Raw genomic sequence first — 19,581 nt, 5'->3', positions numbered from 1 at the left:
ATTATTATTTGGATAACAATAATGATAGAATTAAATAGAAAGGAGGCTGTAATATGGATATAAGAACGCTGCAATATTTTGTCACAATAGTAGAGTGTGGCAATATCAGCATTGCTGCAAAAAAAATACATATGACGCAGCCTCCGTTAAGCAAACAAATCAAAAATCTTGAAGAAGAGCTGGGAACCGTTCTTATGGAAAGAGGTCCCAGAAATATAACCCTTACTGATGCCGGCAAAAAACTTTATGAATACGCTCAGTCTATAATAGATATTTCTAATATCGCAATGCAGGATATACGTAATTTTTCAGAAGGCAAAAAGGGAACTTTAAGAATAGGATGTTCATCATCTTGCAGCCATCACCTGCTTTCCATTATTTCAAAAGATTTTTCCATAAAAAATCCGGAAATAACATATCAGATATTTGAAAAAAATACATTTGAGCTTATAGAACTTTTAGAAAAAAATATCATTGAGATAGCTATTTTAAGAAGCCCTCTTCCCGACAGCAGCTCATTTCATTCAGAAATCATCACCAAAGAAAGGATGATCGCTGTCGCTCGGCCCGAATTTTTTTCGGAAGATCAAACTGACTTTAATATAGAACATCTTTCAAATAAACCTGTCATTCTTTACAGAAGATGGGAATCATTCCTTAAAAATTATTTTAAAAGCAAGAATGTATCTCCTAAATATATCTGTATCAATGATGATGCCAGGACAAGTCTGTCATGGGCTGAAGAAGGAATGGGAATAGCGATTCTGCCGCCATCAGCTATATACAACACTGAAAACAATTCCATTATATGCAAAGATATCCGTCAGGATGAAATGGATACAGCCATAGCTATAGCTTGGAAAGAATCTAAATATGTTTCCCGTACTTTAGAAAACTTCATTAAAGCTGCCTTGAGTTTTAACAATTATTAAAAAAACTTCTTATTACGACACCCTCTGCAAAGAAGGTGCCGTAATTTGTCATGCCTTTTTCATTATCAGACCAATTTGTGACGGAAATCATTAGTTTTGTTTCTATCCGGCAGCAGCTAATTAGCAGAAATCGCTTCTGCTAATTACATTTTGCTGTGGCTTCGATTTATTTCAGAAAATATAAAAGCCGAAAATCCTTACAAAATCAAGAATTTTCGGCTTTGTTAGTGGCACCCCTAGCAGGAATCGAACCTGCAACTAACCCTTAGGAGGGGTTTGTTATATCCATTTAACTATAGAGGCATATAAGCTTCATTATAATATCATACATTCTACTTTATTTTCAAGAGATAACATATATTTATTCTTTTTTATTTAAATGTTACTTTCTAAAATTTCTATATCACTTGTATTATCAGTTTTTTAAATTTATAATTTAAATGCAAATAATTAACTGCCAAAAAGAGAGGAATTATTTATGAGATCATATAACTGGGCATCATTGGGATGCGGTGTGATAGCCAACCAACTGGCGCAGGCTATGGCAAAAAAGAATCGTAAACTATATTCAGTTGCCAATCGTACGTACGATAAAGCGATAGCTTTTGCAGATAAATATAATATAGATAAAGTATATACTGACATCAATCAAATTTTTGAAGATGAGAATATAGATATCATCTATATTTCGACGCCGCATAATACACATATAAACTATATACGAAAAGCTCTTAATTCTGGAAAACACGTCCTGTGTGAAAAAGCTATAACACTGAATTCTTCTCAGCTTCGTGAAATGACAGATCTTGCATCAAAAAATAATCTGATTCTGGCAGAAGCCATGACTATTTATCATATGCCCATTTATAAAAAGCTGAAAGAAATCATCAGTTCCGGAAAGCTCGGTTCTCTTAAACTCATACAAATGAGTTTCGGCAGCTATAAAGAGTACAACATGGAAAACAGATTTTTCAGCCGTAAATTGGCCGGAGGAGCAATGTTAGATATAGGTGTCTATGCTCTTTCATTCATAAGATGGTTCATGACCTCTAAACCAAATCAGATATTGTCTCAAGTAAAATACGCTCCAACAGGTGTTGACGAGCAGGCCGGCATTCTGTTAAAAAATCCTCATGATGAAATGGCAGCTGTTATGCTGTCTCTCCATGCCAAGCAACCTAAAAGAGGAATTGTTTCTTTTGACAAAGGATTCATTGAAATAATGGAATATCCGCGTGCCTGCCGGGCAACCATAACTTATACTGATACCGGTTATCAGCAAACTATATCTGACGGTGATACAGACAACGCCATATCCTATGAGATCGAAGACATGGAATCAGCTGTCTGCGGAAACAAAAATATTATGAACCTTGAGTACACAAAAGATGTTATGGATATCATGACTGAGATACGAAAGCAATGGGGAATGAAATATCCCGAAGAAGAATAAAGGAAAAAGAATTCAGGCATTAGACTATTTTAGTCCAAATTGTTTTTTTGATGTATTTTTTTCTTATTACTATATACAAAATATAGTGCTTAGGTGTATAATCATGCCCAGATGATGTTAAAAGGAGGATTAAATATGTCTATCAAAATAACAGGAAATGCAAGCCCACAGGAAGCTCAGGCATATGTGGATTATCTTCAGGAAAAATACAGCAGAAAGCTGGATTCATTAGATGTTCAAATCGACGGAGACTATGCAGATCTCAACTACACTTTTTCTCACGTTCCATTCGAGAGAATAAGAAGAATAACCGGATATCTTGTAGGAACTATGGATAACTGGAATGACGCTAAAGCAGCCGAAGAAGCAGATCGTGTGAAACATTCTCTTGGCAGCTGCTCATGTTCGGCAGAAGATATGGAACAGCTTTCGTAAATGAGGTGAAATGTTAATATGGCTTCTCTAAATGAAATGCCAAACAGACAAAAAGGCGCGATATTAATGTGTGCATCGGCGTTCTTATTTTCCGCCATGCAGATACCTATAAACATGTCAGGGACCTCCATTCCCATCATGGAACAGGTTTTCTTCAGAAATATCGTAACACTTTTTCTCAGCTTCATATTGATAAAAAGATCGGGCGGATCCCTTTTCGGGAAGAAAGAGAATCAGCCCCTTCTTTTTGTACGATCTTTATTCGGCTTTTTAGGCCTTATAACTCAATTTTACGCTGTAGCACATGCCAATCAGGGAGATGTTTCAACGCTTATGAAACTCTCTCCTTTTATGATAACATTATGGGCCGCTGTCTTTCTCAAGGAAAAAATCAAAAAAATACAAATCCCCGCGTTGCTTATAGCCTTTGTGGGTGCTGCTTTTGTAGCCAACCCTGCTTTTAATTCCAATCTTTTTCCTTTATTCATGGCGTTTTTATGTGCATTTTTTTCCAGTGTTTCCTATACACTGCTGGCATATTTTAAAAACAAAGTAGACGGTATGACTATAATCATGCACTTTTCTACTTTCTGCGTCCTTGCCTGTATACCTTTCATGATCTTTGATTTCGCTGTACCGACCTTAAAAGAGCTTCTTATGCTTATTCTCATAGGTGTTTTCGGAGGGTTTGGACAAATTGCTCTTACATATGCTTACAGAATGGCTCCCGCTGCTGAAATCAGCATATATAATTACTCCGGAATCGTATTCTCTATTATTTTAGGATATATCTTCCTTGGTGAAATCCTTAATATGACATCTGTCATAGGCTGCAGCCTTGTCATCATTGCTGCTCTTCTAACCTATATTTTTTCAAGCAGAAAATCAAAAACAAATTAACAATAATATATTTTTTATAATCAAGACCACTAAACTGAAACTCACAGACAAATCTATGTTTTTTTGATATACAGTTTCTTGTCGCCCTTTAATTATCAATGCTTTGAACCTTGTACTACTCTCCGTTTTTGTGGTATACTAATATATGTATGTTCAAAACAAATTTTACCATCGAAAAAAGGAGAGATTATGGATAATACAAAGAACTATACAAGTTCATTATCTGAAAGATACCCAAGCAAAGAAATGAAATACCTCTTTTCTCCGGAAATGAAATTCAGAACATGGAGAAAACTTTGGATCGCCCTTGCTGAGACAGAGCAGGAACTGGGCCTTCCAATTACAGACGGCCAGATAGCTGAGCTTAAAGCAGCGGCGGATAATATAAATTACGATGTGGCAAAGGAGCGTGAAAAAGAAGTAAGACACGACGTCATGTCCCACGTTTATGCTTACGGACTTCAGTGTCCGAGTGCAAAAGGCATAATACACCTTGGCGCCACATCCTGTTACGTAGGCGATAACACAGACCTCATAATCATGACCGAAGGACTCAGACTTATCAGAAAAAAGCTGATAAATGTAATATCCAATCTGGCAGACTTTTCCGAAAAATACAAGGCTCTGCCTACTTTAGGTTTTACACATTTTCAGCCTGCTCAGCCTACGACAGTAGGGAAAAGAGCTACTTTATGGCTCCAAGACCTCCTTATGGATCTGGAAGATCTGGATCATATACTGGGTACAATGAAGCTTCTTGGTTCTAAAGGAACTACAGGAACTCAAGCCAGCTTCCTCGAACTTTTCGATGGAGATATAGAAAAAGTCTGCAGGCTGGACACCCTCATCGCAGAAAAAATGGGTTTTGACAGCTGTTATGCAGTATCAGGTCAAACCTATTCAAGAAAAGTAGATACCAGAGTACTCAATGTTCTTTCCGGTATTGCCCAAAGCGCTCATAAATTCAGTAACGACATCAGACTTCTCCAGCACCTTAAGGAAATAGAAGAACCATTTGAAAAGAATCAGATAGGATCTTCCGCAATGGCATACAAAAGAAATCCTATGCGTTCAGAAAGAATAGCAGCACTTGCCAATTTTGTCATCGCCGGAGTTTTAAACCCTGCCATAACAGCTTCAACACAATGGTTCGAAAGAACTCTGGACGATTCGGCAAATAAACGTCTTAGTATTTCAGAAGCGTTCTTGGCTGCTGACGGTATTCTTGAACTTTACATGAATATAACATCAGGGCTTGTAGTATATCCTAAAGTCATAAAAGCCAGACTGATGAGCGAACTTCCTTTTATGGCAACCGAAAATATTATGATGGATGCCGTAAAGATGGGAGGAGACAGACAGGTTCTTCACGAAAAAATCAGACAGCATTCGATGGAAGCAGGAAAACGTGTAAAGGAAGAAGGCGCCGATAATGATCTTCTCGACCGTATAGCTTCCGATCCTGATTTCAACATGACAAAAGAGCAGCTTTTAGCTCTTATGAAACCTGAAAACTTTACAGGCTGTGCCGAAAGCCAAACCGAGAGATTCCTAAAAACAGAAGTCGCTCCGATACTCAAGGCCAATAAAGAAGCCCTCGGCATGCACGCTGACATAAATGTATAAAACTTTTAAAAACATTGCTAACGCTTGGCAAAGACGGCTGTGCCGATTTTCTTCAGCGTCAGACATATGAAAGGAGATTTAAATGATCAAAGCAATCGTAGGCGCTAACTGGGGCGACGAAGGAAAGGGAAAAATCACTGATACGCTCGCACAGAACGCTGATATCATAATCAGATTTCAAGGTGGAAGCAACGCAGGTCATACCATCAAAAATAATTATGGCAAATTTGCCCTTCACATGCTCCCTTCAGGAGTATTTTACGACCATACAACCAGCATTCTCGGAAATGGCGTAGCTCTCAACATTCCTTATATGACAAAAGAAATCAATTCACTGATAGAACAGGGAGTGCCAAAGCCTAAGATCCTGGTCTCTGACAGAGCACAGATATTAATGCCCTATCACATTCTCTTTGATGAATATGAAGAAGAACGTCTTGCCGGAAAAGCCTTTGGTTCCACAAAATCAGGAATAGCCCCATTCTACTCGGACAAATACGCAAAAATCGGTTTCCAAGTACAGGAACTTTTTATGGACGAAGCCCTTCTGCGCGAAAAGGTAGAAAGAATTATAATTCAGAAAAATATCCTGCTAAAGTACCTGTATAATAAACCAGAACTGGATCCCGATGATATCATGAAAACATTGACAGAATACAGAGAAATGGTTGAACCTTATGTGTGCGATACCGCTCTCTTCCTTGACGAAGCTATAAAGGCAGGAAAAGATATTCTCCTTGAAGGACAGCTGGGCGCTCTGAAGGATCCTGACCACGGTATTTATCCAATGGTCACTTCATCATCTACTCTTGCAGCATACGGCGCAATCGGAGCCGGAGTGCCTCCATATGAAATCAAAGAAATCATCACAGTAGTAAAAGCCTATTCCAGCGCTGTAGGCGGAGGAGCCTTTGTCAGTGAGATACTTGACGAAAAAGAAGCAGAAGAACTGAGAAAACGCGGAGGAGACGGCGGGGAATATGGTGTTACCACCGGAAGGCCTCGTAGAGTAGGCTGGTTTGACGCTGTAGCCACCAAATACGGATGTATGACTCAAGGAACCACAGAAGTTGCCTTCACTGTACTGGATCCATTGGGATATCTGGATGAAATACCCGTATGCATAGGATACGAAATCGACGGTGAAATAACCGATAGATTCCCTTGCACTGCGAAATTAGAAAAAGCCAAACCTGTAATAAAAAAGCTGCCCGGCTGGAAATGCGATATCACAGGTATACGCGAATTTGAAAAACTTCCGCCAGAAGCTCAAAATTATGTAAACGAAATTGAAAAGCTTATCGGATTCCCTATCACCTATGTATCAAATGGACCTGGAAGAGAAGATATCATAAAAAGAGTCCCCAAACTGTAAAGCTTGACAACCGGAGGTTTATAAAGAATGTACAAAGAAGCGCTCAGAGCTGCCTGGGCAGAGATCAATATCACAAATCTTGATTTCAATATAAAACAAATCAAAGAAAAAGTCGGTCCCGGCAAAAAAATAACCGGAATCATCAAAGCTGATGCTTACGGCCACGGCGCTGTAAAAGTTGCCACGGTTCTCAGAGCAAACGGTATAGATTCCTTTGGCGTAGCCACGCTTTCCGAAGCCATCAGGCTTCGAAAAGCAGGTTTTATATTGGAAGAAATCATTCTTTTAGGACTAACTCCCGAGCCTTATACAGATACTATAATTGAATACAGGCTTACCCCCGTTGTCTGTGATTTTAAAAGTGCAGAAGCTATATCAAAAGCCGCTCAAAAATCAAACATAATTATCAATGGTTATATAGCCATTGACACCGGAATGGGAAGAATCGGTTACGATATTGAGAATTCTGCATCTGTAGATGACATCAAAATGATCCAGAACCTTCCCGGGTTCAAGATAAATGGACTGTTTTCACATTTTGCCACTGCAGATTCAGCCGATAAAACTTATTCGGTAGTTCAGGAACAACGCTTTATGGTATTTTATAAAAAACTGGTCAACGCCAACATCAATATTCCATGCAGAACCATAGCCAATAGCGCTGCAATTATGGAATTATCATCTACACATTATGAAATGGTACGTCCCGGTATCATACTGTATGGCTGCTATCCTTCAAACGAAGTAGATAAAAGCCAGCTAAAACTCAGGCCCGTTATGTCAGTAAAAGCCAATATAATTCAGTTAAAAAAAGTTCCCGCAGGCAACTCAATAAGTTACGGACGAAAATTTACAACAAGACAGGATAGTCTTATTGCTACGATTCCTCTCGGATATTCCGATGGATTCCCAAGGCCTTACTCATCTAAAGGCAAAGTAATAGTAAACGGTGTTTTTGCTCCCATAGCCGGTAATATATGTATGGATCAATGTATGATAGATGTTACTCATGTTCCTTATGCACGTCTGGGAGATGAGGTCACCATAATGGGCAAAGATGGAATTTACGAAATCCTGGCAGATGACATCGCCAAATCAACTGAAACAATAAACTATGAAATACTATGCGCTTTCGGACAAAGACTTCCAAAGGTATACGTATATTAAACGCCTATATCCAAATACTAAATACAGAAAGGTTTGAGGTGAATAAAATGAAAAAAATATCACTTTTACTGGCTAGTATATTAATAGTGTTTACGATTACAGCATGCGGAAGCGACAATGCCGCTTCAGATCCGTCCGCTGCATCAGAGGACAAGACAACAGTCACTGTAACTATAGATATAGATTTTCCTGATGATTCAAATGCAGCAGATGTTGATAGCGCTAAGCTTACCGTAAATGATGGCAGCAGTGTATTAGGGGCTCTTGAAGCTTATGCAGATTCAAACGGAGGAGAAATCCTGCTTGACAAATCTTCCGGCAGTCCCTATGTTACCAGCATAAATGGTGTTGCCGCTACAGAAACAGCCGGATGGGTATATGAAGTAAACGATAAAGAAGTGATGAAATCAGCAGATGAGTACATTATCAAAGACGGAGACACTATTAGTTGGGACTTTGAAAGCTGGACAGATAATAACAATTAAAAAAATTTTAATTTCAGGCAGATACATCAGTGTATCTGCCTTTTTCAATTGCCTAAAAAGCTTTATACTGATATTCTTTCTTCCGGTTTTTGTACTGATATTTCCGGTAGTCTAACAATCTTATTACAGACTTTTTCTGCCAGAGCCATATTATGTGTAACTACTACAAGACCTATATTTCTTTCCTCTGATATCTCTAATACTAATTGCCATATCTGCGCCTGAGTTATAACATCAAGCATTGTACTGATCTCGTCACAGATAAGAAATTTTGTATCAGGTCCCAGTACCCTTGCTATACAGAATCTTTGCAGTTCACCTCCCGAAAGTTCTGACGGCCATCTTTTAAGCCATTCTTTCTCTATTCCCATAGAATCAAGAAGATTCTGATCGGGTTTCCAGCACTCATTAAGCGTTTTATCCATTTTCCACCTTGGATTAACCGCTTGTTCAGGATGCTGATATACCATCTGTACAGGGCAGTACCCTTTTTCAGGAAGAAGCTCACCGTTTAACAATACCTTCCCTTCTGTTGGTTTCAGATAGCCGGACAATATCTTAGAAAGAGTACTCTTCCCATATCCCGACGGGCCTACCAACGCTATACGATCAGCAGATTCCACTGTAAAATTCACATTCCTCAGAACCCAAGGACTTTTATCATTATATCTAAAACTTATATTATCCGCTTTAAGTTGCATGAACACACCTGACCTTTCCGCCTCTTACAGAACTCATCTGTATCTTTCCGCCGCATTCTTCTGTTCTCAAGGGACATCTGTCAGCAAACAGGCACCCTTTTGGAAGATCTCCCGCATAAGGCTGCGTACCTTTTATAGGTTTAAAACTGTTTTGAGGCAAAGCATCTATAAATGCTCTGCTGTATGGATGCCTTAAAGCCTTTTTCCCTTTTATAAAGTCCTCTGCAGGACATTCTTCCACAGTAGTCCCCGCATAAAATACTGCTATACGATCAGCTACACTAAGGGCCAGATCTATATCATGAGTAATAAGCATTACTCCGCATCCCTGATCTGCAAGCTGACGAAAATGTCTGAGGGTTTCCATAGCCATTTCCATGTCAAGCCCTGGCGTCGGTTCATCGGCAATAATAAGTTTTGATTTTTCCATCACAGCTGTAGATACGAGAACACGTCTGGCCATTCCTCCGGAAAGCTGAAAAGGATACATTTTTTCTACATTTTCAGAAAGACCATATCTTCTAAATGCTTCTCTCATCTTTTCCATAGTTCCTTTAATTCCTTTCACCTGTTTGCCTACCTTCATCAACGGATCAAGGAACTCTACTGATTGAGGAATCAATACTATCTGCTCTCCCCTCAGCTTTTTCTGATCTTTTTCAGTCAATGGTTTTCCCATGAATTCCATACTGCCGGTAATTGTAGCATTATCAGGCAATATACCTAAAACCGAATGCGCCAGAAGGCTTTTTCCCGAGCCGCTGGACCCCACGACTGCTAAAATTTCACCGGAAAAAACTTCTACATCAAGTGAGTGAATGACCTGAAGATTTGTCTTATTCCAGCCTCGGTCATAACGACTGAATGAAACAGTCAGATTTTTTACTTTTAAAACAGATTCTTTATTATTATTTAATACTCCCATTTCCCCCTCCTATTGATTGCCGCTTCCCGGATTAAGAAGCATCTTAAGCTTATCTCCTATAACATCAAACAGCATCACTGCTACCAGAAGGATCAGTCCGGGAAACAAGCAAAGCCACCACTTTCCTGTAACTATATGTTTCATAGCTTCTGACAATATACCGCCGATAGCAGGCGTTGAAGCCGAAAATCCGAATCCGAGAAATGTAAGAGAGGCTTCATGCATAATGGCATGCGGGAAAAGTAATACCAGCCCTATAAGATATACAGGAAGCACATGTGGTATTATATGTTCCTTAGCTATCCGAGTTTTTGATTTTCCCATTTTCACAGCGGCCTGTACATACTGAGCATTCTTGACTTGTAAAACCTCCGCTCTTACCAGTCTCGTAAGCTCAGGCCAATGAGTTACAGCCACAGCAAAGGCCACACCAAAGCCTCCTCTTCCCATCATATAAGAAATAAGGAGAAGAAGCACGATATGGGGCATCCCCATACAACAATCAACAAGCCAGGTTATAATCTTATCTGTTTTTCCTCCGGCTACAGCAGCAGCAACGCCGAATATAAGCGCAATAACAGAACTCACCGCAGATGCAGCCAAACCTACTAATATACTGTTGGAAAGACCTTTTATGCTTCTCCAGAACATATCTCTTCCCATAAAATCCGTTCCGAAAGGATGTGAAAATGATGGTGTAAGAAATTTATTTTCATAATGCACGCCATAAAGATCAGGATTCATGACAAGCCCCGCAATCAGAACTGCAATCAGATATACACACGCTGCTGTTATATATATTATCATTTTTTTTCGGGTATTGATGCCGGAAGATTTCAAGCGGGGACTTCCTGCAGCAAATATAGAATCATTATGCACGGTATCCTCCTTCCTTCAGTCTGGGATCAACAACTCCATAAAGTACGTTGGCAATAAAATTTCCGACAAATACAAACAGAGCACTGAACATGGCTATTCCTATTAAAAGAGGAGCATCTGCATTAAGAGCCGCAGCAGTAACAGCACTTCCTATTCCCGGATATGAAAAAACTGTTTCCGCCAGTGCAATTCCTCCGAATAACTCACTAAATGATGCAAACTGCAAAGTTATAGCAGGCATTGCGATATTCCTAAGTCCATGTCTTATTACAAGCTGTTTTACAGATTCTCCTCTGGCTCTGGCAAACAATATATAATCGCTGTGCATTATTTCAATAAGCTTCTGTCTCGTATAAAGTGTTATCTTTCCAGTACCCAGAATACTCAAAGTGACGGCAGGAAGTATCATGTGGTATATACGGTCCCATATGGTCACATCTGCTGCAAGTTTGTCCACCGGAACTGCCTGTCCTATAGGAAACCATCCCAAAATTATTGAAAACACTGTGAGCATGAGAAGACCAAACCAAAAAACAGGAGCTGACTGTAAGATAAGACAAAATGTCTTTACACATTTATCAAAAATGCTTCCCTTCTTTACAGCCGCAAATATACCGGCTGTGAAACCTATAATCCCTGACAATACCCATGCTGCCAATATAAGAGCAACTGAATATTTGAATCTATCCGCTATTACAGTTGATACTGGCATATTGTATGTGATGGACTGACCGAGATCACCGTGAAGCGTGTGATCTGCCCATGTGAGAAATCTTTCCGCAGGAGGATCATTGAGCCCCCAGTATTCTGCCACCTCCTCCTTAGCCTCTTCAGACAGCGTAGATTCTGCTCCTACATAAGCTTTCAAAGGGTCTACAGGTGATGCCGATATCAGTATAAAAGATAATATGCTGACAGCTATTAAAAGTGTCAGCATTCTTGCTGTAGTGGAACAAATATATTTCACTCTGTTCATAAATAAGATCCTTTCTAAGACAATATCTTCCGAAATAAACTGCTCTGCCTCAGAGACAGAACAGTTTATTATATAATGTTTATTTATTTCAGCGTCCACTCGTTCATATTATTAATCACAGGAGCACCATGGCCATGTGGATGAGGTATCTGTGTATCTACAGAAATATCAAGATCATCCTTTACAAAATAACTATGTTCTATATTCACTATATAAAGATAAGCATAATCATCTGCTGTAGCTGTCTGTACTTCCTTCCACGCTTTCACCGCATCTTCTCTGTTATTGGAATTTAAAGCTTCTTCTACCAATTTATCTACTTCCGCATCAGAATATCTTATAGTATTTGAAGTTCCGTTTCCGGTAAAAGAATCACTGTAAAAAAGATTTTTGAGAACTACAGGATCAAACTGCCCCCATCCCCATACTACGCCATTTGAAGCTGCTGCTGTTGATAATTCATCCCATGTTTTCTGATCTACATCTATTTTGATTCCCAAAGTTTTTGCTTCTTCAGCTACAGCAGCAGCCAGCTGATATCTCGCTGTATCTCCGCTTGGCGAGAGAATAGTAAATTCACATTTCTTTCCGTTTTTTTCATATATTCCATCATCACCTTTGATCCAACCTGCAGCTTCCAATAATTCAGCTGCTTCATCTTTACGGTTATCCTCATATGATGTTGTATTCCCCCAGACCAAATTACTTGTAAAGCCTTCAGCCGGTTTTCCTATTCCGTTAAGAGCATCGTTTATTATCTTTTGTCTGTCTATACCTATGGCGAGAGCCTGTCTTACTGCTTTATCAGAAGTAACATTATTACCCACTATTATTTTCTGTCCATCTTCTGTTATATAACTTGTCTCAGCGGTTACAGGAAGGCTTATCTGACGTACATCCATAGTTTCAAGATTTTCTATATGCATTCCTTTTACTTCTTCATCAGCATAATTGGGATCTACCATTACTACATCCAGCTCGCCTGATTTGGCGTTAGCAATAGCCGTATCTTCTTCCATATTCAAAATAGTAACCTGCTTTATGGAAGGCACTCCGCCATAATAATCCTCATTAGCCTGTACTATAATTTTCTGAGCTGTATCATACTGTATTACTTTCCATGGACCTGTTCCTATAGGAACTGTATCAAAAGTCTTACTGTCATAACCATCACTGGGAACTATTCCCAGACAGGCAGTCTGATCAAGAAATGATGAATATGGTTCGCTGAGTTTAAAGGTTACAGTATAATCATCTGTTGCTTCTGCTGATTCCATACGGCTCAGATCCACATTTTCATTATTTCCCTGATTGTTTTTAACTTCATTATATGTGAACACCACATCTTCAGCCGTAAAATCTGATCCATCATGAAACTTGATACCTTCTTTTAAATTAAATGTATAAGTCAGCGCATCTTCGCTTATCTTCCAGTCAGAGGCCAAGTCTCCGGTATATTCAGATTCCGGCGTCACCTTGGTAAGTGCATTATTTGTAAACGGGTATCCATAGGACATTGCTCCTTTTACCGGATCCAAGCTTCCATCGAATATAGTTCCTCCTATATATACAGATATCCCCTCTTCCTCGGAAGACGTTTTTCCGCATCCGGATAATACCCCTGCTGACATTATTAATAGCAGCAAAATACCAATACCTTTTTTCAATAACGATTTATTTTTCATATTTCCTCCTGCTTACTTTACAATTACGATGAAATCAGTTCATAAAAAAATCCAGACAGGCTAAAAAACTACTTCTAATAGTTTTATAGCCTTCCTGGACAAGTATTCCTGTGATTTTAAGTTTTTGAAGATAAACTTTTTTAAACAATAATATTATTAAAGTATTGCTTCATGATCTCTTCTGAGATCTTATGACACTTCTGTGCCGAGTTCTTTTATTGTATCATATTGGTATTCCATTGCAATAACAATTATGTATATTATGCATTACTACTTTGCTCTACTTTCTTACATGTGTTCTTTCTGAGCTACAATGATAGCTTCTTCTGCACTATCAAAAATATACTCTTCTCCTATCAGGTCAATGAGTCCGCCTCGTTCCATCTCTTCAAGAACTTTAGGTTGCACGCTGGTCAGATATACTTCTGTTCCATGGCTTTCCAGCTCTTCTACAAGTTCTATAAGTGCCTGTATGCCGGAAAGATCTATAACCGGAACACCTCTCATAGAGAGTATAAGTCCTTCTGTTACTCCCTCCTGCTCCTGCAGTTTCTTCACTAATTTATCTACTACAGCAAAAAATATAGCGCCGGTCAGGTAAGCAACTCTTACCTTTCCCGAAATTTTAGGAAGATGTATACCTACTTCTTTAAGCCTGTCAGCATCTATATCACTTACATTGATTTCTATATCAGTGAGTTTTATCAATATAAGTATTACAGAAACGGCAACACCAATAACTATAGCCTGTGTCAGATCCAAAACTACGGTAGCCCCCATAGTTATAATAAATTTAATGATACCCGATTTGAATTTATGGCTGAATATAAAACGTATATTGGCCCAGTCATTCATTCTCCATGCCGTAATAATCAAGACTCCTGCTAAGGCAGAAAGAGGTATTACAGACATAACCGGAGCCAATACAAACATTGAAAGCAGCAGTATAGCCGCATGAATTATTCCCGTAAGTCTTGTTTCGCATCCTGCTTTTATAGCTACACTGGTTCTTGCTATAGCAGCAGTTGCGGGAACACCTCCGAAAAATGGTATAACAATGTTTCCTATTCCCTGTGCTATCAACTCTCTGTCAGCATTCAGCTCTTCTTTTTTCATCTTCCCGGCTGAAGCTCCGCAAAGAAGACTCTCTATCATTCCCAACGCAGCTATGGACAGAGCAGGAACAAATAAATCCCAAAATTTAGAAAAATCAAATCCTGATATAGACAGTCTCTCATCAAGGAATAATGTTTTAGGTATATCCCCTACCATTGCTACATCTAATTTCAAAAATTGATTTACTATAAGAATGATTATCAAGGCCGCCAATGATGACGGTATTTTTTCATTAAGCTTTTTCGGCCATATAATCATAATGACAATAACTGCTAACCCTATGCACATAGTAGGTATATCCGGATGGAAACCTTCCGTAAAATATGAAATAAACTTGGTTATAGCAAGATTGCCTTTAGATGTCACTCCAAAAAAATTATCAAGTTGTCCTAATGCTATTATTACAGCTATACCTGAAGTAAATCCTGTAATTACGGAAGATGGTATATAATATATTATTCTTCCCAATTTCAGCACTCCTGCTGCTATCAGCATTATTCCCGCAAAAAAGCAAGCTATCAATATACCTTGCATGCCATATTTGGCAGCAAGAGTCACCAGTATTGCTGTCATTGCTCCCGTCGGTCCTGATATCTGAAAAGATGCTCCCGATAAAACACTTATGACAATGCCTCCGATAATAGCAGTGACCAGTCCGGCCGCAGCAGTAGCTCCCGAACTTACACCAAAGGCCAAAGCCAGAGGAAGCGCAACAGCTGCAACAGTTATACCTGCCATCAGATCTTTTGAAAACCTCTTGCCGTTATAACCTTTAAATTCATTTCTGATATCGGTTACATAGTCTTTAAACAAATTCATGATTCCTCCATTGTATTTAATTTATTTTTCCTATAAATAATTATAGGCTTCTGACAATATTATTCAAGGGTGTAAACCATTACTAATTTGCTTATTTTGTCAATCTTAACTCTTTTTCTTCAATACTTCCAGTTTGCCTCCACATGCACATCTATATAAGGATATTTTTTTCATCATTGCCGTATATCTATGCCTTGGATATTCTCTTCCACAATCATAACATTTTATTACATATTTTATTTCTTCTTTGTTTAAAGTTATATCCATATCTTTGAATGAAGAAACACGTTTTATATTATATCCGTATGCTTTATTCATTTTTTCAGCATATTCTTTCCATATATTTCCATGATTATAGCAGTTTTTACAAGTATGCAAAACTTCATGAGCCAACACTTCTCTTATCTTTTCCTCACGACATTGAAGTATAAACTGACTTATTTCAATCTGAAATTTTTCATTTTCTTTTTTGCAGCATCCGAATCGACTTTTAGGTCTTGGATTTATTCTAACTTTACCACATATATTATCAGGCACAGGAATATTCAACTCCTGTGCCTGCTTTATTACTATATTTAAATTACTGTTTACATCTTCCGGTCTCATAGTTTTCAATTATGTTTCACATGAAACAATCCTATCTAATTAAGTGTTTTCAACAATTCTATTAATCTTTCGAGATCTTCTTTACTGTAAAATTCTATTTCTATCTTGCCTTTTTTCCCTCTTCGATTAAGATTTACTTTAGTTCCGAGGATTTCCTTTAGATCTTCTTCTACTCTTTTAACATCTGCATTTTTTGCTTTGTCTCTCGATCTGGCGGTTCCTTTATCTTTCTTATTTTCCTGAGCTAACTTTTCCATTTGTCTTACAGAGAGTCCTTCTTTAACAGCTATATCTGCAAGAGCTATCTGCTTCTTTTCATCAGATATTGCTGCGAGAGCTCTTGCATGCCCTGAAGTAAGTAATCCTTCTGACAAATATCCTTTTACTATATCAGCTAACTTAAGCAATCTTAAGCTGTTAGCTATGTAAGGTCTGCTCTTGCCGAGACTCTTTGAAACTTGTTCCTGAGTAAGACCATATGTATTCATCATCTGACTGATTCCCTCAGCTTCTTCTATAGGATTAAGATCTTCTCTCTGCATATTCTCTATAATAGCAAGCAGCATATTTTCTTCATCAGTGAGATCCCTGATGATACAAGGAAGCTCTTTTATTCCTATTAATCTGGCAGCTCTCCATCTTCTTTCACCGGCTACAATTTCGTACCCATTCTTGGCTTTTCTGAGAACGATAGGCTGTATAAGCCCATGCTCTTCTATAGATGAAGCGAGTTCTTGCAGCTTTTCTTCATCGAAAGTTTTCCTCGGCTGTCCGGAATTTGGTTTTATATTGTTTATATCTATATATTCTATACCTCCGGCCTCTTGTGGAAATTTTTCTTCATTTATATTTGCTTTGGCTTTCTTTTGTTCGTTACCTTCCGATTTTTCTTCTTTTTTTACGCTTAAGGATACTTCCGCATCTCCGAAAAGTGCATCAAGACCTTTTCCTAAGCCTCGCGTTTTTTTCGGCGCTGCCATTTACTCTTCCTCCTCGCTGCTTAAAAATTCATCTGCAAATTCCATATATGCCTGCGCTCCTGTCGATCTGGGATCATATTGTATTACAGGCATACCGTAACTTGGCGCTTCAGCTAATCTAACATTTCTGGGGATAACAGTAGTATATACCTTCTCCTTGAAATATTTCTTCACTTCTTCAACTACCTGTATGGAAAGATTAGTTCTTCCATCAAACATACTAAGAATAACACCTTGTATCTCAAGATTAGGATTCATATTTCTTTTTACTATGTCTATTGTACTCATAAGCTGGCTTACACCTTCAAGAGCATAAAATTCACATTGTATAGGTATAAGTACCGAATCTACAGCAGTCAGTGAATTTATAGTAAGTATTCCTAAAGACGGCGGACAATCTATAAAAATATAATCATATTTAGGCTTAAGAATATCTATTGCTCTCTTAAGCCTTTTTTCTCTTCCTGCAAGCTCTATCATTTCTACTTCCGCCCCTGCAAGCTGAACGCTGGCCGGCATTATATCAAGATTCTCAATACCTGTAGGTAAAATTGCCTCTTCAGGATGATATTTATCTTCTATTAGTATCTCGTGAGTAGTAATCTCCAGATTTTTTTTTGAAATCCCCACCCCACTGGTAGTATTTCCCTGCGGATCAATGTCCAATATCAGCACTCTTTTCCCTTTTATAGCCAAACATGCCGCAAGGTTTATATTGGTAGTAGTCTTACCTACCCCGCCTTTTTGATTAAAAATAGCTATAGCTTTACCCAATTTATTCCTCCTTAATCAATATACATTGACTATTTCTTATATTGCTTTAAACATTATATAACATCATTATAATTTTTGCTATAACTTTTGCATTTCTTTACAAAAAAAATAATGTTTCACGTGAAACATTATTTTAAGGAGTATATCATATAACCATTCCTTGTATTTCTTTAGGTATGGTAATTGTTATTCTGAGATCATTTCCTGTATCCTCCTGTTTAAAAGTGGCGCCTTTTTCATTTAATTCCATATCATTAAATGTTCTTCTCAGTGTATTGAGATAAAGCTTATAACTTATATGCTTTATTTTATTTTTCTCACGTTCCTGATTTTCTTTTTGTGTGAGGTAATCTTCCACAAGCTTTTCCGTTTGTTTAACATTAAATCCATGTTTTAAAACTTTGCCTATTATGACTTTTCTCAACTGATCGTCTTCGATTTTAAGTAAGGCCCTTGCATGACGTTCAGTAAGCTTATTTTCCACCAACATATTCTGTATATCTTCCGGTAAAGATAAGAGTCTGATCTTATTAGATATAGTAGATTGATTTTTTCCTAATTTCTCCGATAAAGCAAGTTGGCTTATGCCATATTTTTCCATTATATTTTTATAAGCTCTTGCCTCTTCTATGTATCCGAGATTTTCACGCTGTATGTTTTCCACAAGAGCTATCAAGCTTATTTCTTCCTCATTAGCTTCTTTTATAACGGCGGGGACTCTGTCAAGTCCTGCCATTATTGACGCTCTAAGTCTTCTCTCCCCGGCTATAAGAAGATACTCTCCATTAGCCTCCTTTTTTAAAATCAAAGGCTGCAGCACCCCAAATTCTTTTATTGAATCTCTTAGTTCCAATAGCTGTTCTTCTGCGAAAATCTGTCTGGGCTGCTGTGAATTAGTTTTAATCATATTTATCGGTATTTCCGTAGTCTTTTTAATAAACATCATCCCTACCCCCTTTCCTACATATATATTAACAACTTGTCCTTCTTCAGAAAAGATGATTCATAACACAAAAAGAGCCGATTTATGCTATTTAATCGGCTCTTTTGACGGAGTTCCGGGTTTTCTCGGAAATTTCGACAGTGTATTTTTTTTCTTTTTTATAACTATAAATTTATGATCAAAAGGTATCCCTGTTATTTCAGGACTTTCTTCTCTTATTACATCTCCTCCAAGAGCGGTCACTGCATTAATCGCATCTTCCAGTTCTTTTCTGCAGTCAGGCCCCTTATATGCTATAAAACTTCCTCCAACCCTTACAAAAGGAATACAATATTCGGAAAGTGTACTCATATTAGCCACTGCACGTGAAACACAAAGATCAAACTTCTCTCTCATATCCTTACGTCTGCCCATTTCTTCTGCTCTTCCATGAAACGCCTTTACATTGAAAATTCCAAGAGACTCACATAACTGATTAATTATCTTTATTCTTTTATTCAGGGAATCTATAAGCACAAATTCCTTATCAGGAAAAGCTATTGCGAGAGGTACTCCGGGAAAACCACCGCCCGTTCCTACATCTATAATCGAAAATGAATTTTTAAACTCATCTAAGCCTGCACAAAGAAGAGAATCTACATAATGCTTCTGTATAAATTCGTTTTTCTCAGTTATGGCAGTAAGATTTATCTGCTGATTCAGTTTGAGTATTTCACTCATATATTGATAAAATTTCTTTTCTTTCTCGTCATTATAATCTATATCTAATATTTTAAATATCTTTATTAATTCTTTCATAACCAT

19 protein-coding genes and 1 tRNA gene are annotated in these 19,581 nt (G+C 38.0%); 8 read left to right on the top strand and 12 right to left on the bottom strand.

All coding sequences use genetic code 11. The features are described 5' to 3' along the window. Positions 1-53 precede the first annotated feature (53 nt). A complete protein-coding gene (locus ACLR96_RS03675) occupies positions 54-932 on the top strand; it encodes a LysR family transcriptional regulator (protein ID WP_177268202.1) in 879 nt (292 codons plus the stop codon). 228 nt (positions 933-1,160) lie between these two features. Here the strand turns inward: ACLR96_RS03675 and ACLR96_RS03670 are convergent. Beyond that, positions 1,161-1,235 (bottom strand) — tRNA-Arg (locus ACLR96_RS03670). Between the two features lie 175 nt (positions 1,236-1,410). Here ACLR96_RS03670 and ACLR96_RS03665 point away from each other — a divergent pair. From ACLR96_RS03665 to ACLR96_RS03635, 7 genes are all read left to right on the top strand, one after another. Then, positions 1,411-2,385 (top strand): Gfo/Idh/MocA family oxidoreductase, encoded by a 975-nt coding sequence (locus tag ACLR96_RS03665; RefSeq protein WP_177268200.1) that lies wholly within the window; start codon positions 1,411-1,413, stop codon positions 2,383-2,385. A gap of 135 nt (positions 2,386-2,520) precedes the next feature. Continuing rightward, positions 2,521-2,820 (top strand): anaerobic ribonucleoside-triphosphate reductase, encoded by a 300-nt coding sequence (gene nrdD / locus ACLR96_RS03660; protein WP_177268198.1) that lies wholly within the window; start codon positions 2,521-2,523, stop codon positions 2,818-2,820. Between the two features lie 18 nt (positions 2,821-2,838). After that, positions 2,839-3,720, top strand: a complete 882-nt coding sequence (locus ACLR96_RS03655) for a DMT family transporter (protein ID WP_412265157.1) — start codon at positions 2,839-2,841, stop codon at positions 3,718-3,720. 189 nt (positions 3,721-3,909) lie between these two features. After that, on the top strand, positions 3,910-5,346 hold the full coding sequence (gene purB, locus ACLR96_RS03650; protein WP_177268196.1) for an adenylosuccinate lyase: 1,437 nt from the start codon (positions 3,910-3,912) through the stop codon (positions 5,344-5,346). A gap of 82 nt (positions 5,347-5,428) precedes the next feature. Then, on the top strand, positions 5,429-6,721 hold the full coding sequence (locus ACLR96_RS03645) for an adenylosuccinate synthase (RefSeq protein ID WP_177268194.1): 1,293 nt from the start codon (positions 5,429-5,431) through the stop codon (positions 6,719-6,721). 27 nt (positions 6,722-6,748) lie between these two features. Then, a complete protein-coding gene (gene alr, locus ACLR96_RS03640; protein WP_177268192.1) occupies positions 6,749-7,888 on the top strand; it encodes an alanine racemase in 1,140 nt (379 codons plus the stop codon). 47 nt (positions 7,889-7,935) lie between these two features. Then, positions 7,936-8,373 (top strand): DUF4430 domain-containing protein, encoded by a 438-nt coding sequence (locus ACLR96_RS03635; protein WP_177268190.1) that lies wholly within the window; start codon positions 7,936-7,938, stop codon positions 8,371-8,373. Between the two features lie 62 nt (positions 8,374-8,435). On the opposite strand, the gene ACLR96_RS03630 is transcribed toward ACLR96_RS03635, so the two are convergent. The 11 genes from ACLR96_RS03630 to rsmG all read right to left on the bottom strand — a co-directional run bounded on the left by ACLR96_RS03630 (position 8,436) and on the right by rsmG (position 19,581). Further along, positions 8,436-9,074 (bottom strand): ABC transporter ATP-binding protein, encoded by a 639-nt coding sequence (locus ACLR96_RS03630; protein ID WP_177268188.1) that lies wholly within the window; start codon positions 9,072-9,074, stop codon positions 8,436-8,438. Beyond that, positions 9,064-9,999, bottom strand: a complete 936-nt coding sequence (locus ACLR96_RS03625) for an oligopeptide/dipeptide ABC transporter ATP-binding protein (RefSeq protein ID WP_177268186.1) — start codon at positions 9,997-9,999, stop codon at positions 9,064-9,066. The genes ACLR96_RS03630 and ACLR96_RS03625 overlap by 11 nt, the downstream gene beginning before the upstream one ends. Positions 10,000-10,008: 9 nt before the next feature. Next, positions 10,009-10,878, bottom strand: coding sequence for an ABC transporter permease (locus ACLR96_RS03620; protein ID WP_412265155.1), 870 nt, complete (start codon positions 10,876-10,878; stop codon positions 10,009-10,011). Next, positions 10,871-11,854 (bottom strand): ABC transporter permease, encoded by a 984-nt coding sequence (locus ACLR96_RS03615; protein WP_177268184.1) that lies wholly within the window; start codon positions 11,852-11,854, stop codon positions 10,871-10,873. The genes ACLR96_RS03620 and ACLR96_RS03615 overlap by 8 nt, the downstream gene beginning before the upstream one ends. Positions 11,855-11,937: 83 nt before the next feature. Then, on the bottom strand, positions 11,938-13,539 hold the full coding sequence (locus ACLR96_RS03610; RefSeq protein WP_177268182.1) for an ABC transporter substrate-binding protein: 1,602 nt from the start codon (positions 13,537-13,539) through the stop codon (positions 11,938-11,940). A gap of 288 nt (positions 13,540-13,827) precedes the next feature. Next, positions 13,828-15,474: a SulP family inorganic anion transporter gene (locus ACLR96_RS03605; protein ID WP_243206886.1), complete on the bottom strand. Its 1,647-nt coding sequence runs from the start codon at positions 15,472-15,474 to the stop codon at positions 13,828-13,830. A 105-nt stretch (positions 15,475-15,579) separates the two neighbouring features. Continuing rightward, positions 15,580-16,080 carry a SprT-like domain-containing protein gene (locus ACLR96_RS03600; protein ID WP_412265162.1) on the bottom strand — a complete coding sequence of 167 codons (501 nt, stop codon included), beginning with the start codon at positions 16,078-16,080 and terminating at the stop codon, positions 15,580-15,582. A 35-nt stretch (positions 16,081-16,115) separates the two neighbouring features. Then, the gene (locus ACLR96_RS03595; RefSeq protein ID WP_177268178.1) at positions 16,116-17,060 is read right to left on the bottom strand and encodes a ParB/RepB/Spo0J family partition protein; all 945 of its coding nucleotides are present in this window, start codon (positions 17,058-17,060) and stop codon (positions 16,116-16,118) included. Further along, positions 17,061-17,834, bottom strand: a complete 774-nt coding sequence (locus tag ACLR96_RS03590) for a ParA family protein (RefSeq protein WP_177268176.1) — start codon at positions 17,832-17,834, stop codon at positions 17,061-17,063. Between the two features lie 145 nt (positions 17,835-17,979). Beyond that, entirely contained in the window at positions 17,980-18,780 is an 801-nt protein-coding gene (locus ACLR96_RS03585) for a ParB/RepB/Spo0J family partition protein (RefSeq protein ID WP_177268174.1), read from the bottom strand. Between the two features lie 84 nt (positions 18,781-18,864). Beyond that, positions 18,865-19,581: a 16S rRNA (guanine(527)-N(7))-methyltransferase RsmG gene (gene rsmG / locus ACLR96_RS03580; RefSeq protein ID WP_412265151.1), complete on the bottom strand. Its 717-nt coding sequence runs from the start codon at positions 19,579-19,581 to the stop codon at positions 18,865-18,867.

The sequence above is a fragment of the Lentihominibacter sp. genome, from assembly GCF_046951855.1.
Taxonomy (GTDB): domain Bacteria; phylum Bacillota; class Clostridia; order Peptostreptococcales; family Anaerovoracaceae; genus Lentihominibacter; species Lentihominibacter hominis.
The sequence above is the reverse complement of the archived record's forward strand: the minus strand, read 5'-3'. Positions and strand labels throughout refer to the sequence as shown.

What these genes read in the sequence shown, in the direction of transcription:
- ACLR96_RS03675 (WP_177268202.1), top strand. Translation starts at nt 54, where the DNA reads ATGGATATAAGAACGCTGCAATATTTTGTCACAATAGTAGAGTGTGGC.
- ACLR96_RS03665 (WP_177268200.1), top strand. Translation starts at nt 1,411, where the DNA reads ATGAGATCATATAACTGGGCATCATTGGGATGCGGTGTGATAGCCAAC.
- nrdD (WP_177268198.1), top strand. Translation starts at nt 2,521, where the DNA reads ATGTCTATCAAAATAACAGGAAATGCAAGCCCACAGGAAGCTCAGGCA.
- ACLR96_RS03655 (WP_412265157.1), top strand. Translation starts at nt 2,839, where the DNA reads ATGGCTTCTCTAAATGAAATGCCAAACAGACAAAAAGGCGCGATATTA.
- purB (WP_177268196.1), top strand. Translation starts at nt 3,910, where the DNA reads ATGGATAATACAAAGAACTATACAAGTTCATTATCTGAAAGATACCCA.
- ACLR96_RS03645 (WP_177268194.1), top strand. Translation starts at nt 5,429, where the DNA reads ATGATCAAAGCAATCGTAGGCGCTAACTGGGGCGACGAAGGAAAGGGA.
- alr (WP_177268192.1), top strand. Translation starts at nt 6,749, where the DNA reads ATGTACAAAGAAGCGCTCAGAGCTGCCTGGGCAGAGATCAATATCACA.
- ACLR96_RS03635 (WP_177268190.1), top strand. Translation starts at nt 7,936, where the DNA reads ATGAAAAAAATATCACTTTTACTGGCTAGTATATTAATAGTGTTTACG.
- ACLR96_RS03630 (WP_177268188.1), bottom strand. Translation starts at nt 9,074, where the DNA reads ATGCAACTTAAAGCGGATAATATAAGTTTTAGATATAATGATAAAAGT.
- ACLR96_RS03625 (WP_177268186.1), bottom strand. Translation starts at nt 9,999, where the DNA reads ATGGGAGTATTAAATAATAATAAAGAATCTGTTTTAAAAGTAAAAAAT.
- ACLR96_RS03615 (WP_177268184.1), bottom strand. Translation starts at nt 11,854, where the DNA reads ATGAACAGAGTGAAATATATTTGTTCCACTACAGCAAGAATGCTGACA.
- ACLR96_RS03610 (WP_177268182.1), bottom strand. Translation starts at nt 13,539, where the DNA reads ATGAAAAATAAATCGTTATTGAAAAAAGGTATTGGTATTTTGCTGCTA.
- ACLR96_RS03605 (WP_243206886.1), bottom strand. Translation starts at nt 15,474, where the DNA reads ATGAATTTGTTTAAAGACTATGTAACCGATATCAGAAATGAATTTAAA.
- ACLR96_RS03600 (WP_412265162.1), bottom strand. Translation starts at nt 16,080, where the DNA reads ATGAGACCGGAAGATGTAAACAGTAATTTAAATATAGTAATAAAGCAG.
- ACLR96_RS03595 (WP_177268178.1), bottom strand. Translation starts at nt 17,060, where the DNA reads ATGGCAGCGCCGAAAAAAACGCGAGGCTTAGGAAAAGGTCTTGATGCA.
- ACLR96_RS03585 (WP_177268174.1), bottom strand. Translation starts at nt 18,780, where the DNA reads ATGATGTTTATTAAAAAGACTACGGAAATACCGATAAATATGATTAAA.
- rsmG (WP_412265151.1), bottom strand. Translation starts at nt 19,581, where the DNA reads ATGGTTATGAAAGAATTAATAAAGATATTTAAAATATTAGATATAGAT.